Raw genomic sequence first — 14,368 nt, 5'->3', positions numbered from 1 at the left:
CTCAACGCTTGTAATTTTATGGACCTGCCCCCACATTAGGTCCAAGCATCATTTCCACCGGTTTCCGGCCATAAGGCCGCTGTAGAGGCGAAATCATGAAGACCACCCTCGACTTGCCTCTTTTGCCATTGCGCGATGTCGTCGTTTATCCGCACATGGTCATCCCGCTGTTCGTGGGACGCGAGAAGTCCATCGAAGCCCTTGAGGCGGCGATGACGGGCGAGAAGCAGATCCTCCTGCTGGCCCAGAAGAATCCTGCCGACGATGATCCGGGCGAAGATGCCCTTTACCGCGTCGGTACCATTGCTACTGTCCTGCAATTGCTGAAGCTACCCGACGGTACCGTCAAGGTGCTGGTCGAGGGCGAGCAGCGCGGCGCCGTCGAGCGTTTCACGGAAGTGGAAGGGCATGTCCGTGCCGAAGTCACCCTGATCGATGAAGTCGAGGCCGCCGAGCGCGAGTCGGAAGTCTTCGTGCGCACGTTGCTGTCGCAGTTCGAGCAGTACGTTCAGTTGGGCAAGAAGGTCCCGGCTGAAGTCCTGTCCTCGCTCAATAGCATCGAAGAGCCTGGCCGCCTGGTCGACACCATGGCCGCCCATATGGCCCTGAAGATCGAGCAGAAGCAGGAAATCCTCGAAATCGTCGACCTGCCGACTCGGGTCGAGCATGTCCTGGCATTGCTGGACGCGGAAATCGACCTGCTGCAGGTCGAGAAGCGTATCCGTGGCCGGGTCAAGAAGCAGATGGAGCGCAGCCAGCGCGAGTACTACCTGAATGAGCAGATGAAGGCCATTCAAAAGGAGCTCGGCGATGGCGACGAGGGCCACAATGAAGTCGAGGAACTGAAGAAGCGTATCGAAGCTGCTGGCCTGCCCAAGGATGCCTTGGCCAAAGCCCAGGCCGAGCTGAACAAGCTCAAGCAGATGTCTCCGATGTCCGCGGAGGCCACTGTGGTTCGCTCCTACCTGGACTGGCTCGTGCAGGTGCCTTGGAAAGCCCAGAGCAAAGTGCGTCTGGACCTGGCCAAGGCCGAGGAAATCCTCGATGCCGATCACTATGGCCTGGAAGAGGTCAAGGAACGCATCCTTGAATATCTCGCAGTGCAGAAGCGCGTGAAGAAGATTCGCGGTCCTGTGTTGTGCCTCGTAGGCCCACCTGGCGTTGGTAAAACCTCCCTCGCCGAATCGATCGCGGCTGCCACCAACCGCAAGTTCGTGCGCATGGCCTTGGGCGGCGTGCGCGACGAAGCCGAGATCCGGGGCCATCGTCGCACCTACATCGGCTCCATGCCGGGTCGTTTGATCCAGAAGATGACCAAGGTGGGCGTACGCAACCCGCTGTTCCTGCTCGACGAGATCGACAAGATGGGCAGCGACATGCGTGGCGATCCGGCCTCGGCATTGCTGGAAGTGCTCGACCCCGAGCAGAACCACAACTTCAACGACCACTACCTGGAGGTCGACTACGATCTTTCGGACGTGATGTTCCTGTGCACCTCGAACTCGATGAACATTCCGCCGGCGCTGCTCGACCGGATGGAGGTCATCCGCCTGCCGGGCTATACCGAGGACGAGAAGATCAACATCGCGGTCAAGTACCTGACGCCCAAGCAAGTGAAGGCCAATGGCCTGAAGAAGGGTGAACTGGAGATCGATGTCACGGCGATTCGCGACATCATTCGTTATTACACTCGCGAAGCCGGCGTGCGTGGTCTGGAGCGCCAGATCGCCAAGGTCTGCCGCAAGGTGGTCAAGGAGCACACCGGCGAGAAGCAGCTCAAGGTCAAGGTAACCGGCGAGCAACTCGAGCATCTGTTGGGGGTGCGCAAGTTCCGCTACGGCCTGGCAGAGCAGCAGGATCAGATTGGCCAGGTCACCGGCCTCGCCTGGACTCAGGTGGGTGGCGAACTGCTGACCATCGAAGCCGTGGTCATCCCTGGCAAGGGGCAATTGATCAAGACCGGCTCCCTGGGCGACGTCATGGTCGAATCGATCACCGCCGCGCAGACCGTGGTACGCAGCCGTGCCCGCAGCCTGGGCATTGCCGCCGATTTCCACGAGAAGCACGATGTGCATATCCATATGCCCGAGGGCGCTACGCCCAAGGACGGCCCAAGTGCGGGTATCGGCATGTGCACCGCGCTGGTCTCGGCGCTTACCCAGATTCCGGTGCGCGCTGATGTGGCCATGACCGGTGAAATCACCCTGCGTGGCCAGGTTCTGGCCATCGGTGGCTTGAAGGAAAAACTCCTCGCGGCACACCGCGGTGGGATCAAGACGGTGATCATTCCAGAGGAAAACGTTCGTGATCTGAAGGAGATTCCGGAAAATATCAAACAGGATCTTCAGATCAAACCGGTCAAATGGATTGACGAAGTCCTCCAAATTGCGCTGCAATACGCCCCGGAGCCCTTGCCAGATGTGGCTCCGGAGATTGTCGCGAAAGATGAAAAGCGCGACGGCGATGCTAAGGAAAGAATCAGCACGCACTAGTACGTATTTCGCTGGGGGGCTTTCCTTGACAGTTTTTTCGGGGCCTTGCTATAAAACGGCACGCCAGTGTCAATAGGCCGCCCAGTGCTCGTTTCATAAGCTTTTCATTACATACTTAGAAACAAACTCAATAGAGATATAAGGGGACTTAGAGTGAACAAGTCGGAACTGATTGACGCTATCGCCGCATCCGCTGACATTCCGAAAGCTGTAGCTGGCCGTGCGCTGGACGCAGTCATCGAATCCGTCACCGGCGCCCTGAAGCAAGGTGACGATGTTGTACTGGTTGGCTTCGGTACCTTCTCGGTCAAGGAGCGCGCTGAGCGCACCGGCCGTAACCCGCAAACCGGCAAGGCGATCAAGATCGCTGCTGCCAAGGTTCCAGGCTTCAAGGCTGGCAAAGGCCTGAAAGACGCCGTCAACTAAGTCGTCTCTTTCAGCCGGACCTGGTGCACACCAGGTCCGACCGCGTGACGGCGGGGTCGCAAACGTTCCCGTTGGCACGCTCGCTTTGAAAAGGCGCATCCCACAGGATGCGCCTTTCTTCTATCAGGACTCTACCCACGCTCCACGGTTGTCGACGCAGTGGTACAACCGTTTCTGGGGGACGCATGCTGCAGAATATCAGGGACAATTCACAAGGTTGGATTGCCAAGACCATCATCGGCCTTATCGTCGTGCTGATGGCGCTGACCGGCTTCGAGGCCATTTTCCAGGCCGCCAGCCATAGCCAGGACGCCGCCAAGGTGAACGGCCAGACCATCAGTCAGAACGAGCTGAGCCAGGCCGTCGACATGCAGCGCCGCCAGCTGATGCAACAGCTGGGCAAGGATTTCGACCCAGCACTGCTGGATGAAAAGATGCTGCGCGAAGCCGCGCTCAAAGGGCTGATCGAGCGCAAGCTGCTGTTGCAGGGGGCCGAAGACGCCAAGTTCGCCTTCTCCGAGGCCGCGCTGGATCAGCTGATCCTGCAAACACCGGAGTTTCAGGTCGATGGCAAGTTCAGCGCCGAACGTTTCGATGCGGTCATTCGCCAGATGGGCTATGGGCGCATGCAGTTCCGCGAGATGCTCGCCGAGGAAATGCTCATCGGGCAGCTGCGCACCGGCCTTGCTGGCAGCAGCTTCGTCACCGACAAACAGGTCGAAGCCTTCGCTCGCCTGGAGAAGCAGACCCGCGATTTCGCTTCGCTGACCTTCAAGGCCGATCCGGCCGCCGTCAAGGTGAGTGACGACGAGATCAAGGCGCACTACGACCAGCACGCCAAGGAATTCATGACGCCTGACCAGGTGGTCATCGATTACATCGAGCTGAAGAAGTCGGCCTTCTTCGATCAGGTACAGGTCAACGAGGACGAACTCAAGGCCCTGTACGAGAAGGAAATCGCCAACCTGGCCGAACAGCGTCATGCCGCGCATATCCTCATCGAGGTCGACGACAAGGTTTCCGATGCACAGGCCAAGGCCCGTATCGAAGAGATCCAGCAGCGTCTGGCCAAAGGCGAGGACTTTGCCGCGCTGGCCAAGGAATTCTCCAAGGACCCAGGTTCGGCCAGCAATGGGGGGGATCTCGGCTTCGCAGGCCCAGGCGTCTACGACCCAGCCTTCGAGGATGCCCTGTACAAGCTGAACAAGGACCAGGTATCGGCACCGGTACGCACCGAGTACGGTTACCACCTGATCAAGCTGTTGGGTGTGCAGGCGCCGGAAGTTCCGACCTTCGCAAGCCTCAAGGACAAGCTGACCCGCGAACTCAAGACCCAACAGGTCGAGCAGCGCTTCGTGGAAGTGACCAAGCAACTGGAAGATGCGGCGTTCGAGGCCTCTGACCTGGCCCAGCCGGCCCAGGACCTGGGCCTGAAGGTGCAGACTTCGGCCGCATTCGGTCGGGAAGGTGGTGATGGCATCACGGCCAACCGTTCGGTCGTCCAGGCCGCCTTCAGCGAAGAAGTGCTGGAAGAGGGTGCCAACAGCAATGCCATCGAGCTGGATCCGGAGACCGTGGTCGTGCTGCGTGTCAAGGAACACCGCAAGCCTGAGCAACTGCCGCTGGAGGCCGTGGCCAAGAACATCCGCGAGCATCTGGCCAAGGAGAAGGCGACTGCCGAGCTCAAGGCCAAGGCCGACAAGCTGATCGCGGGTCTTCGCGATGGCTCCATCCCTCTGACCGCCGAGCAGGAAGGCCAGAAGTGGAAGACCCAGGAAGCCGTTACGCGTGGTCAGGACGGTATCGACCCGGCCGAACTGCAAGCGGTATTCCGCCTGGCCAAGCCTGCGTCCAAGGACAAGCCGGTCTACGGCAGTGTGGTCCTCGGCGATGGCAGCCTGGTGGTGCTGCAGCTCAAGGGCGTCAACGAAGGCGCTGCGGCCACTGACGAGGAGAAAGCGCAGATCCGCCGTTACCTCGCTTCGCGTGCAGGCCAGCAGGACTTCGCGTCCTACCGCAAGCAACTGGAAGCCGCGGCTGACGTCACTCGCTACTGAGTGCAATCGCGCAACAAGACTGGCCGCTCATGCGGCCTTTCTTGTTTTTGGTGGGCTAACGCCGCTCACCTTCGTAAGTGTCCAACGTGTCCCGGGCAATTTCCCGTCCCAGGGCGATCAGTTCCGGCGCCTTGTAGAACTCGAAGAAGCGGCAGACCCGCTTGGGCACGTTGATCAGCACGTCTGGTGGATAGCCGGCGATTTTGTACTGGGCGAGGGAGGTCTGCATGACTTCGAAGCTCTGGTTGATCAGGTCGAGCAAGGACGCAGGCCCCACGTTATCGATGATGAACGAACCGGTGGCGGACTTGGGTGCGCCGCCACGTTCGGGTGCCGCTGCCGGTTGCTGGCCTTCTGGGTCGGCAGATTCGCCAAGCCAGGGGTCGCTTGCGCTCAGCCCCTCTGCGACGATTTCCTGTTCGATGCGCATCAATTGTTCGGCTGGTTTGCGGCGAAAGGGCAGGCGTGAGCCCAACGAGCTGATGACGGCATCGAAGCGCATCTTGAACGCCGCAGGCCGCTCAATCACCGGCAATTGATATTGTTTCTGGTTGGTGGCGTTGAGGTTGACGGCGATGATCAGATCGCAATGGCTGGACACCACCGGCACGATCGGCAGCGGATTGAGAATGCCGCCATCGACCAGCATGCGGTTACCCTGCATCACTGGCGTGAACAGGCTGGGGATCGCCGCCGAGGCTCGCATGGCCTGGTGCAGGCAGCCTTCCTGGAACCAGATTTCCTGCTGGTTGGTGAGGTCCGCCGCCACTGCCGTGTAGGGAATGGACAGTTGTTCGATGTTCACCTCGCCGACGATCTTGCGGATCTGGCCAAACACCTTGTCGCCACGGATCGCGCCCAGGCGAAAGCTCACATCCACCAGGCGCAGCACATCGAGGTAGTCCAGGCTCTCGATCCAACGGCGGTATTCATCCAGCTTTCCGGCAGCGTAGATGCCGCCGATCACCGCGCCCATCGAACAGCCGGCGATGCAGGCGATCTCGTAGCCGCGTCGCTCTATCTCCTCGATCACACCGATATGCGCATACCCGCGTGCGCCCCCTGATCCCAGTACCAATGCCACGCGTTTGCTCATGACTGTCCCCTACTGCTGTGCAACCATGGTCCAACAATGCACCCATTGTTGCCTGTGCTTCAATGTAGACCGCGCTGGGCTACGCTGAGCAGGGCACTTTTCGATTGTTTGAGCGTCGAACGGCCACTCTTTTTTGTTCAAACTTGAGGTTACTGACTGATGAAAGCCTGGATCTGCCTTCCCCTGATCGCCCTTGTCCTCACAGGTTGCGCGGGCAAGACGGCGTACCGTGACAGCTGTGCAACTCAGCTCGATGCTGCGTGGAAGGAGCTGGACCTGGCCAAGGCCGAAGGGTTTGCCGGAACCGTCAGCTATTCCAAGGCGCTGTCGCTGTTGACTGGTGCCAAGACGCAGCAGCAGTTCGAGGCCTTCGAAGGCTGTAGCCGCAAGGCCGAGAAGGCGCGTTTCTACATCCGTGAGTCTCGCGCGGGTCGTTGATCCAGGAGGGCTGTATGGCCGCCATGCTCGATCATGTCATCGCCCAAGTGCTGTCCCTGCAGGTCCGTCTGCTGGCGTGTCGGGAGCGGCTGGCGGGCGATGTCGACAGTGAAGCATTGCACGACCTGCGTACCAGCCTGAGACGCTTGCGCAGCCTGCTGCGGCCTTTGCGGGGTTTGCCTGGTGTCACGCAGTTGGAGGACGCGGCGCGCTCGCTGGGCGCGCTCACGACCCCCTTGCGGGACCGCGAGGTGCTGGCGGCCCACCTGATCAGCCAAGGACACGAGCAGGCTGGGGCCCGTCGCCTGGAGGGCAGGGCGGGCATCTTCGCCAGTGTGGCCGTGAGCCGCCAACTCACCCGGGTGTTGGCGATCATCGACACCTTTCCGTTGTTCCTCCGGGCCTGTGCGCGAGAAGGCTTAGCCAGAGGCTTGGGCAAGCGCATCGACAAGCGCCTGGACAAGCAATGGCGCAAGCTCGAAAAGGCGCTTGACGATCCCAGCCACGACCGTCATCGCCTGCGCCTGCTGATCAAGCGGGTGCGTTATGGCGACGAGGCGTACCCACAGCTGGAGCACGCCGGAAACAAACTGCAACGTCTACTCAAGCGCACCCAGGCGGACTTGGGCGATTGGCACGACCGTGTGCAATGGCTTTTGCTGGCGCGTGATCACGCCGATCTGGCGCCCTTCAAGAAAGCCTGGGAACGCGAGCTGCATGAGGCCGAGCAGAAGGCCGATGCCACCCTGGAGGCCTTGCGGGCAGCCGTGGCGCGTCGATAGCCACAGGGAATGGCCATTATGCGGGCTGCCAGCCAGGCACTCGCTGGCTAATATCCGGGGCACGTTTTGACGCGGGCACGTTCCGTGGCAGCCAATCAAGCCCAGGTGCAGGAGCCGAACATGAATTTCACGCAATTGCTCAGCGCGGTGCGCGAGTGTCCCGAATCTGTCAGCGTGCCGGCCAGTTGGGGCCAGGGACGCGCGGTATTTGGTGGGCTGATGGTCGCGCTGATGCATGAGGCGATGCGTGCCAAGCTCGGTGAGGGACGTCCGGTGCGGTCGTTGGCCATCACCTTTGTCGGGCCAGCGACGCCGGAGGTGCCGATCAGTTTCGAGGTCGAGGTGTTGCGTGAGGGCAAAGCCGTCAGCACGCTGCTGGGACGCGCGGTACAGGAAGGACAGGTGGTGACCCTGGTACAGGGCAGCTTCGGGGATGGCCGTCCTTCGGCGATCGAGGTCACGGCGCAGCCTGCCGTGGACATGAAGCCGCTCGAGCAGTCGGCCTCCGAATTGCCCTGTATCAAAGGCGTGACGCCCGAGTTCATGCGTCATGTGGCTTTGCGTTGGGCCATTGGTGGTCTGCCGTTCAGCGGCAACAACGAACGACGGATGGGCGGTTGGGTGCGTCTGCGCGATATGGCCGATGGGCCGGTAAACGAAGCGCACCTGCTGGCGATGGTCGATGCCTGGCCGCCCAGTCTGCTCCCCCATCTTAAGCAACCTGCTGCAGGCAGCACCCTGACCTGGACGATCGAGTTCATTCAGCCAGCGCCCAAGCTGTCGACCTTGGACTGGTGTCGTTACTGTGTCGAGACCGAGCACGCCCGCGATGGCTACGGGCATGCCTCGGCCGCCCTGTGGACAGCCGAGAATGAGCTGATTGCCTTGAGCCGACAGACCGTGACGGTGTTCGCCTAGGTCTGGGCAGCTAACGGCGATGCTTGTGGCGCTCGCGCCAGGCACGCCACCAAGCACCGCTCAGCAGAAAGCGCGGAAAGGTGATGAATTGCTCGGTCAGCAGACGCTGAACGGCATCCTTGCGACTGGCGAAGGGTTCGGGTTGCTCGGTTTCCAGACGATGGCCGTGGCGCTGCAGGCCCAGTCCGGCGGCCAGGGCGATCAGGCCGATGGCCAGCTGGCTGAGGTCCAGGCCAAACACCCCGCCGAGCACCAACAATGCGCCCAGGATGAATAACGGGACGGCGATCAGATGCAGCACCAGGTTGGTCGGATGCCGGTGATTGTGATGGTAACCACGCCATTGCCAGGCGTGCAGGTTGGGCAGTCGTTTGCTCATGGGCATTTCCTCTCGGTCATGCCCAAAGCTTAGTGTGGCCCTCGGGCGAGGGCCAATCGAGGCAGGTTATCGGCCTTATAGCTTGAGCTGGCCGATGGCTTTGTTCAGCTCGGCCGCCAGGGTCGCCAGCTCGTTGCTGGTGGTGGCCGAACCGACGGTTTGCTGGACTGTTTCCTCGGTGACATCACGGATGCTCACCACCGCCCGGTTCATCTCTTCGGCCACCTGGCTTTGCTGTTCGGCGGCGACGGCGATCTGCGTGTTGCTTTCGCGCATCTGCGCCACGGCACTGGTGATCTCGAGCAACGCCTCACCTGCCTCCTGAGCCTGTTTGACACAATCGTCTGCCTTGTAGGAGCTCTCCTGCATGAAGTCCACGGCATCACGGGTGCCGGCCTGTAGGGCGGACACCATGCCGGTGATTTCATCGGTGGAGGTCTGCACGCGTTTGGCCAGGTTGCGCACCTCGTCCGCCACCACGGCAAAACCACGTCCCAGTTCGCCTGCTCGGGCCGCCTCGATAGCGGCATTGAGGGCCAGTAGATTGGTTTGTTCAGCGATGCTGTGGATGACGCTGACCACGCCGTTGATGCGCTGGCTGTCTTCGGCGAGCTGGTGAATCATTTCGGCGGTTTGCTGTACGCCGCTGGACAGGCCAGCAATAGAGTCCTGCACACGCGTGACCACCGCTTGGCCGCTGCCGGCCAGGGTGTCGGCGGTCTGCGACAGGTCACGGGTGGCGCCGGCGTGCTGGGCGATGTGATGGACCGTGGCGGACATCTCGTTGATGGCTGTGGCAGCCTGGTCGGTCTCGCTCTGCTGGCCGATCATGCCGTGGCGCACCTCGTCCATGCTCGCTGCCAGGCGTGCTGCGCCGCTATCCAGTTGCGCAGCGGTGCGAGCCACCGTGCTGACCACCCGGTGGTAGGTGGCTTGCATCGCATTGAAGGCGCCTGCCATCTGGCCGACTTCATCGCCACAGGACAGCGGGACACGGGCTGACAAGTCACCAGTTTTCTCCACATGCAGCATCACGTCTTTGAGCGTATTGAGTTGGCTGAGCAGGAAGCGGATCAGCAACTGCGAAGCGCAGAGCATCGCCAGCATCAGAATCAGCACGCAGACCGCGTATTGGGTGAAGCGCTCGAAGAACACCTGGCGCAGGCTGGGGGATTCGGCCAGCACAGCGATGCGCTGCTCTGCGTGGTGGATCACTTGAGCGCCCTGCAAAGGATTGTTGCCCAGGATCCAGGCATTGGGCAGGGCGACCCAGCCTCGGGCATCGGCCAGGGCCTCACGCGGCTGGTTGGCGATGACCGGTGTCTGCCCGGCCTGCCAGATCACGGCCTGCGCCGGTAGGGGCAGGGGCTGACCCGAAGGCCAGGCCGCGATCAGCTCGGCCTGGGCAATCGCCTGGTTGCGCGCGCCTTCTGCGCGGGCTTGCTGTTCCAGGTATACCGCATAGAGCACCAGGAGCAGGGTCGTGACGAAGGCCACCGCGTTGACGGCCCAGAACTTGTACTTCAGGGAAATATTGCTAAGCCAGGCACCCATGGATAGGTCTTCTCTGAGTTGAGCGGAAACATTATTGGCAAGGTGCCATCATTGTGTCCGCTCGTCTCAGCGCCCGCCTTGATATGCGTCAACAAACCCCGGCCCGGTTTCAGGGCAACTGGAAGAATGCCTTGGCGGTGGCCGTGGTGTGCGCGGCGGTCTGCTCCAGGGATTCCCTCCGGTGCAGCGCAACCTCTCGCAGTACTTCGGGCAGGAAAGCCGGTTCGTTGAGGCCCTTCTTTGGCTTGGGACGAAGGCTGCGCGGCAGCAGGTAGGGCGCGTCGCTTTCGAGCATCAAGCGGCCTTCGGGAATGTTGCCCACCAGCGGGTGAAGATGGGTGCCGCGGCGCTCGTCGCAGATCCAGCCGGTGATACCGATGTGCAAGTCCAGGTCCAGGTAGGCGAACAAGGCTTGGCGCTCGCCGGTGAAGCAGTGCACCACGGCCGCTGGTAGGTGGTCACGATAGTTTTTGAGGATCGCCAGAAGTCGCGCGCTGGCTTCACGCTCATGGAGAAACACGGGCAGGCGCAGCTCGGCGGCCAGCGCCAATTGAGCCTCCAGGGCTTTCTCCTGTAGTGGGCGAGGGGAGAAGTCGCGGTTGAAATCGAGCCCGCACTCACCCACGGCGCGCACCCGTGGCTGGGCCAGCAGTGCACGCAGTTGGCGCTCGCTGGCGTTGTCCCAATGGCTGGCATCGTGGGGATGGATGCCGGCCGTGGTGAACAGGCGCAGGCTTTCGGGATCGAGCTGCGAAGCGAGCGTCAGGGCCTGTTCGCTGACCTGGAGGCTGGTCCCGGTAAGCACCATTTGGACCACGCCCGCTTGCACGGCCCGCTCGACGACGGCGGCCTGCTGGTCATGGAAACTGCTGTTGGTCAGGTTGACGCCAATATCGATCAGTTGCATCTTTCTACCTCGTGCCGCGGGCCGGCCAGCATAGCAAAAAACGGGTAATTCGAAAGAAATCCCAGAACTTCAAGTGGTTGTCGTGGTCTTTTAGCGTCATTTGTCATGGGCGGACCTCGCTGTATGACACCCGCTCCCAGCCCTCGGACAGGTTCTCGCATGCTGCGATCACTGCTGATACCGCTGCTGTTTGTCGGCTTGACCCTGCCCCCACCGGCCAATGCCCGGTTGCCAGGGCCCCAGCAGCATGTGCCGACCAGCCAAGTTCGCGACCTGGCACAGATTCGCAGCAGCAAAGTCCTGAGGGTTCTGGTCAACCAGAGTCGCAACAGCTCGGGTGAAGTCAAAGGCGAGCCGGTGGGCGTGGAGTACCACCGCTTGCGAGGTCTCGAACACTACCTCAATGCCCGGTCCCAGGACGGTCAGCAAATCCGCCTCAAGCTTATTCCCCGCGCCAAGGAGCAGTTGCTCGCCGCCCTGCAGCGTGGCGAGGGTGACCTGGCTGCCCCTGGCGAGCTGCTCGATCCTGCGCGGGTGCGTGGGGTCAGTGGCAGCGTCGCGGTCCGGGACCAGGTGCAACTGATGTTGGTCGGGCGCAAAGGGGAGCGCGGTTTCAGCCGTGTGGATCAGTTGTCCGGACGTACTGTCGCGTTGACCACTGCCAGCGCCGCCGGTGCGGTGATCACCCAGATCAACCAGCAACTGGCGCTGCGCAAGCGTGCACCGATCAAGGTGGAGTGGGTCGACGCCAGCCTGGCGGTGGAAGATGTGCTGGAGATGGTCCAGGCAGGCATTTATCACCTGACCGTGGTGGAGCGCCCGATTGCCGAGCGGTGGGCTCGGGTGATGCCGCGCTTGCGGCTGGATTCGCGCGTGAGCCTGGGCCAGCCCCAGGCGATGCGCTGGTATGTGCGACGTGACGCTAGCATGTTGCTCGCCACGGTGGACCGCTTTCTGGAGGGCTACCGAGCACCGGCGAACCAGGACGCAGCCTTCGAGCGTATCTACCGACGTCAGTACCGCGTGCATGACCCGCTGGCGAGAAAGGACCGCAAGCGTCTGGAGTCGTTGCGCACGGTCCTGCAGAAGCATGGCGCTGCGCAGCAGATCGACTGGCTGAACCTGGCGGCGCTGGCGTTCAAGGAATCCACTTTCAACTCGGCGGCTCGCGGTGGTGGTGGCGCGCATGGGCTGATGCAGATCACGCCGGCGGCGGCTCGCCGTGTGGGGGTGAATGACATCGCCTCGGTCGAGGGCAATGTGCAGGCGAGCGCCCGGTATCTGGCATTGATCCGCCGCAAGTTCTTCGCCAGTCCCCAGCTCAACGAGCGTGAGCGCATGGCGTTTATCCTCGCGGCCTACAACCTTGGACCGGAACGAGTCCAGGCCATGCGCGCCGAGGCGCGGCGCCGCGGGCTCAATGGCAATCAGTGGTTCTTCCAGACCGAGCGCATCGCCATGGAGCAGGTAGGCATGGGACCGGTCAACTTCGTCAATAGCGTCAATAAGTACTTCCTGGCTTTCAATCGGCAGCGGGAATCGCTGGAGCGTATTGCGAATCGCTAGTTAATCTAAAAAATTGATATATAAATGCCGATTTTTGCGCTTTTTATATCTATTTTGATGATTAGAATGGCGCCATCTCCACACAACATCCCTTTGATTCAGGAAGCATCGAAATGAACAACACCCTCAACGCCCTGTTCGTTACCCGCGCCGGTACTGGTCTGAGCGTCATTCGTATCCTGGTAGGCATCATCTTCGTGGCCCACGGCGCCCAGAAGCTGTTCGGCCTGTTTGGCGGCTATGGGCTGGAAGGCACCGGCCAATGGATGGAAAGCATCGGCCTGGCCCCGGGCTACCTGATGGCTCTGTTGTCAGGCAGCGCCGAGTTCTTCGGCGGCCTGGCCCTCGTGGTGGGCTTGCTGGCACGGCCTGCGGCGTTGGCCCTGTCCGTGACCCTGGTGGTGGCGATCTTCTCGGTGCACATCAACAATGGCTTGTTCATGTCGAACAATGGCTACGAGTTCGCCCTGGCGTTGTTGGCCGGTACGGTCGCGGTATTGATCGAGGGCGCGGGCCGCTTCTCCTTGGACCGCCTGATCGCTCGCAACTGATCTACCCGGCTGACATCAAACCCGCTTTCCAGGTGTGCTGGTAAGCGGGTTTTTTCATTTGACGGGGCAGGTCTGCGAAAGTCTTAGCGTTTAGCGGTCATCGATATCTTGTAACTTATCGCGTCACGCTCTAGCATACCGACTGCGCCGATTTAAACAGCTACTTGCGGGGCGCGGGATAACTCGTTTGGGGCATCCGAAATACCGCTAAAGCGCTGGTTCGGTGACGCCTCCCACCGCTGCCCAGCGGGATTTGCGAGGCGCAGAGATATCTCCATGAGTTGTCCACGTACCAGTGTCTGCTTGAGTCCATTGCCTGCCAGCCAGGCTTCCCGTACACCGCGTATCCTGCTCGGTGGTCAGCATCAACCCACACTTTTACGCAACCTTGATGGCTTGTCGCGGCGCAAGGGGCAAGCGCGTGCATTTCTGGTGCAATTTGCCGAAACCTGCGATGGCTTTGCCCAATTTGGCAATGACCGTTTCGACCTTGCCGTGATCCAGGCGCCTTTAGCGGCCGACGCTGCCGAAGTCATCGGTCAGCTGACACGTATTGCGCGCCAGGGACTGATCACTCGCCGCTGAGCGGCGTGTCGGCCACGGGATTTTTCGCTAAGCTCGGTGCCCTCCGCTGGCGTGCGTCAGCGGAGGATGCACTGAGGAGAATACCGCTTGAGCACCAACATCATCACCACTGAAGGTCATGAGGCTCTGAAGAAGGAGCTCGATCACCTGTGGCGGGTCTATCGTCCCGAGATTACCCAGAAGGTCACCTGGGCCGCTTCCCTGGGCGACCGCAGCGAGAACGCGGACTACCAGTACAACAAGAAGCTCTTGCGAGAGATCGACCGCCGGGTCCGGTACCTGCGCAAGCGGCTTGAAGACGTCAAGGTGGTTGCCTATTCGCCGCAGCAAGAGGGCAAGGTGTTCTTTGGTGCCTGGGTGGAGATCGAGAACGATGAAGGCGAGGTGCTCAAGTTTCGGATCGTGGGGTATGACGAGATCTACGGGCGTAACGACTATATCTCCATCGACTCACCCATGGCGCGGGCACTGCTTAAGAAGGAAGAGGGGGATGAGGTGGTGGTGAAGACACCTACGGGGGAGGCGACCTGGTACGTCAATCGTATTTGTTATGGGATGGATGGGTAGTCGGGTTGTGCGGCTTGCGAGAGCCTTCGCGCGAACACATTTCATACAGA

The 14,368-nt window shown here is 61.2% G+C and carries 14 protein-coding genes; 10 read left to right on the top strand and 4 right to left on the bottom strand.

Going from position 1 to position 14,368, the window contains the following annotated elements; genetic code table 11:
• Positions 1 to 95: 95 nt before the first annotated feature.
• From lon to ABOA88_RS20920, 3 genes are all read left to right on the top strand, one after another.
• Positions 96 to 2,492, top strand: coding sequence for an endopeptidase La (gene lon / locus ABOA88_RS20930; RefSeq protein WP_070573988.1), 2,397 nt, complete (start codon positions 96 to 98; stop codon positions 2,490 to 2,492).
• 153 nt (positions 2,493 to 2,645) lie between these two features.
• Positions 2,646 to 2,918: a nucleoid-associated protein HU-beta gene (gene hupB, locus ABOA88_RS20925; RefSeq protein WP_011533117.1), complete on the top strand. Its 273-nt coding sequence runs from the start codon at positions 2,646 to 2,648 to the stop codon at positions 2,916 to 2,918.
• Positions 2,919 to 3,103: 185 nt separating this feature from the next.
• Entirely contained in the window at positions 3,104 to 4,975 is a 1,872-nt protein-coding gene (locus ABOA88_RS20920) for a SurA N-terminal domain-containing protein (protein WP_367852092.1), read from the top strand.
• 55 nt (positions 4,976 to 5,030) lie between these two features.
• On the opposite strand, the gene ABOA88_RS20915 is transcribed toward ABOA88_RS20920, so the two are convergent.
• Positions 5,031 to 6,071, bottom strand: coding sequence for a patatin-like phospholipase family protein (locus ABOA88_RS20915; RefSeq protein ID WP_070573991.1), 1,041 nt, complete (start codon positions 6,069 to 6,071; stop codon positions 5,031 to 5,033).
• A 159-nt stretch (positions 6,072 to 6,230) separates the two neighbouring features.
• Between ABOA88_RS20915 and ABOA88_RS20910 the strand changes: the two genes are divergently transcribed.
• The 3 genes from ABOA88_RS20910 to ABOA88_RS20900 all read left to right on the top strand — a co-directional run bounded on the left by ABOA88_RS20910 (position 6,231) and on the right by ABOA88_RS20900 (position 8,209).
• The gene (locus ABOA88_RS20910; protein ID WP_070093988.1) at positions 6,231 to 6,509 is read left to right on the top strand and encodes a hypothetical protein; all 279 of its coding nucleotides are present in this window, start codon (positions 6,231 to 6,233) and stop codon (positions 6,507 to 6,509) included.
• Between the two features lie 14 nt (positions 6,510 to 6,523).
• A complete protein-coding gene (locus tag ABOA88_RS20905) occupies positions 6,524 to 7,291 on the top strand; it encodes a CHAD domain-containing protein (protein WP_367852091.1) in 768 nt (255 codons plus the stop codon).
• A gap of 120 nt (positions 7,292 to 7,411) precedes the next feature.
• Positions 7,412 to 8,209, top strand: coding sequence for an acyl-CoA thioesterase (locus ABOA88_RS20900; RefSeq protein WP_196170977.1), 798 nt, complete (start codon positions 7,412 to 7,414; stop codon positions 8,207 to 8,209).
• Between the two features lie 10 nt (positions 8,210 to 8,219).
• Here the strand turns inward: ABOA88_RS20900 and ABOA88_RS20895 are convergent, their stop codons facing one another.
• The 3 genes from ABOA88_RS20895 to ABOA88_RS20885 form a co-directional block, all read right to left on the bottom strand.
• Positions 8,220 to 8,588, bottom strand: a complete 369-nt coding sequence (locus ABOA88_RS20895; protein ID WP_196170978.1) for an Mpo1-like protein — start codon at positions 8,586 to 8,588, stop codon at positions 8,220 to 8,222.
• 75 nt (positions 8,589 to 8,663) lie between these two features.
• The gene (locus ABOA88_RS20890) at positions 8,664 to 10,142 is read right to left on the bottom strand and encodes a methyl-accepting chemotaxis protein (protein ID WP_196170979.1); all 1,479 of its coding nucleotides are present in this window, start codon (positions 10,140 to 10,142) and stop codon (positions 8,664 to 8,666) included.
• 109 nt (positions 10,143 to 10,251) lie between these two features.
• Positions 10,252 to 11,049 carry a TatD family hydrolase gene (locus ABOA88_RS20885; RefSeq protein ID WP_367852090.1) on the bottom strand — a complete coding sequence of 266 codons (798 nt, stop codon included), beginning with the start codon at positions 11,047 to 11,049 and terminating at the stop codon, positions 10,252 to 10,254.
• A gap of 159 nt (positions 11,050 to 11,208) precedes the next feature.
• On the opposite strand from ABOA88_RS20885, the gene ABOA88_RS20880 reads away from it, so the two are divergent.
• From ABOA88_RS20880 to greB, 4 genes are all read left to right on the top strand, one after another.
• Positions 11,209 to 12,615 (top strand): transglycosylase SLT domain-containing protein, encoded by a 1,407-nt coding sequence (locus ABOA88_RS20880; protein WP_367852089.1) that lies wholly within the window; start codon positions 11,209 to 11,211, stop codon positions 12,613 to 12,615.
• Between the two features lie 113 nt (positions 12,616 to 12,728).
• Positions 12,729 to 13,166 carry a DoxX family protein gene (locus ABOA88_RS20875; protein ID WP_196170982.1) on the top strand — a complete coding sequence of 146 codons (438 nt, stop codon included), beginning with the start codon at positions 12,729 to 12,731 and terminating at the stop codon, positions 13,164 to 13,166.
• A 276-nt stretch (positions 13,167 to 13,442) separates the two neighbouring features.
• Entirely contained in the window at positions 13,443 to 13,751 is a 309-nt protein-coding gene (locus ABOA88_RS20870) for a hypothetical protein (protein WP_043213510.1), read from the top strand.
• 87 nt (positions 13,752 to 13,838) lie between these two features.
• The gene (gene greB / locus ABOA88_RS20865) at positions 13,839 to 14,318 is read left to right on the top strand and encodes a transcription elongation factor GreB (RefSeq protein WP_196170983.1); all 480 of its coding nucleotides are present in this window, start codon (positions 13,839 to 13,841) and stop codon (positions 14,316 to 14,318) included.
• Positions 14,319 to 14,368: the final 50 nt, after the last annotated feature.

Origin of the sequence: Pseudomonas sp. PKS (assembly GCF_051913525.1) — a bacterium.
GTDB classification, from domain to species: domain Bacteria; phylum Pseudomonadota; class Gammaproteobacteria; order Pseudomonadales; family Pseudomonadaceae; genus Aquipseudomonas; species Aquipseudomonas guariconensis_D.
The sequence above is the reverse complement of the archived record's forward strand: the minus strand, read 5'-3'. Positions and strand labels throughout refer to the sequence as shown.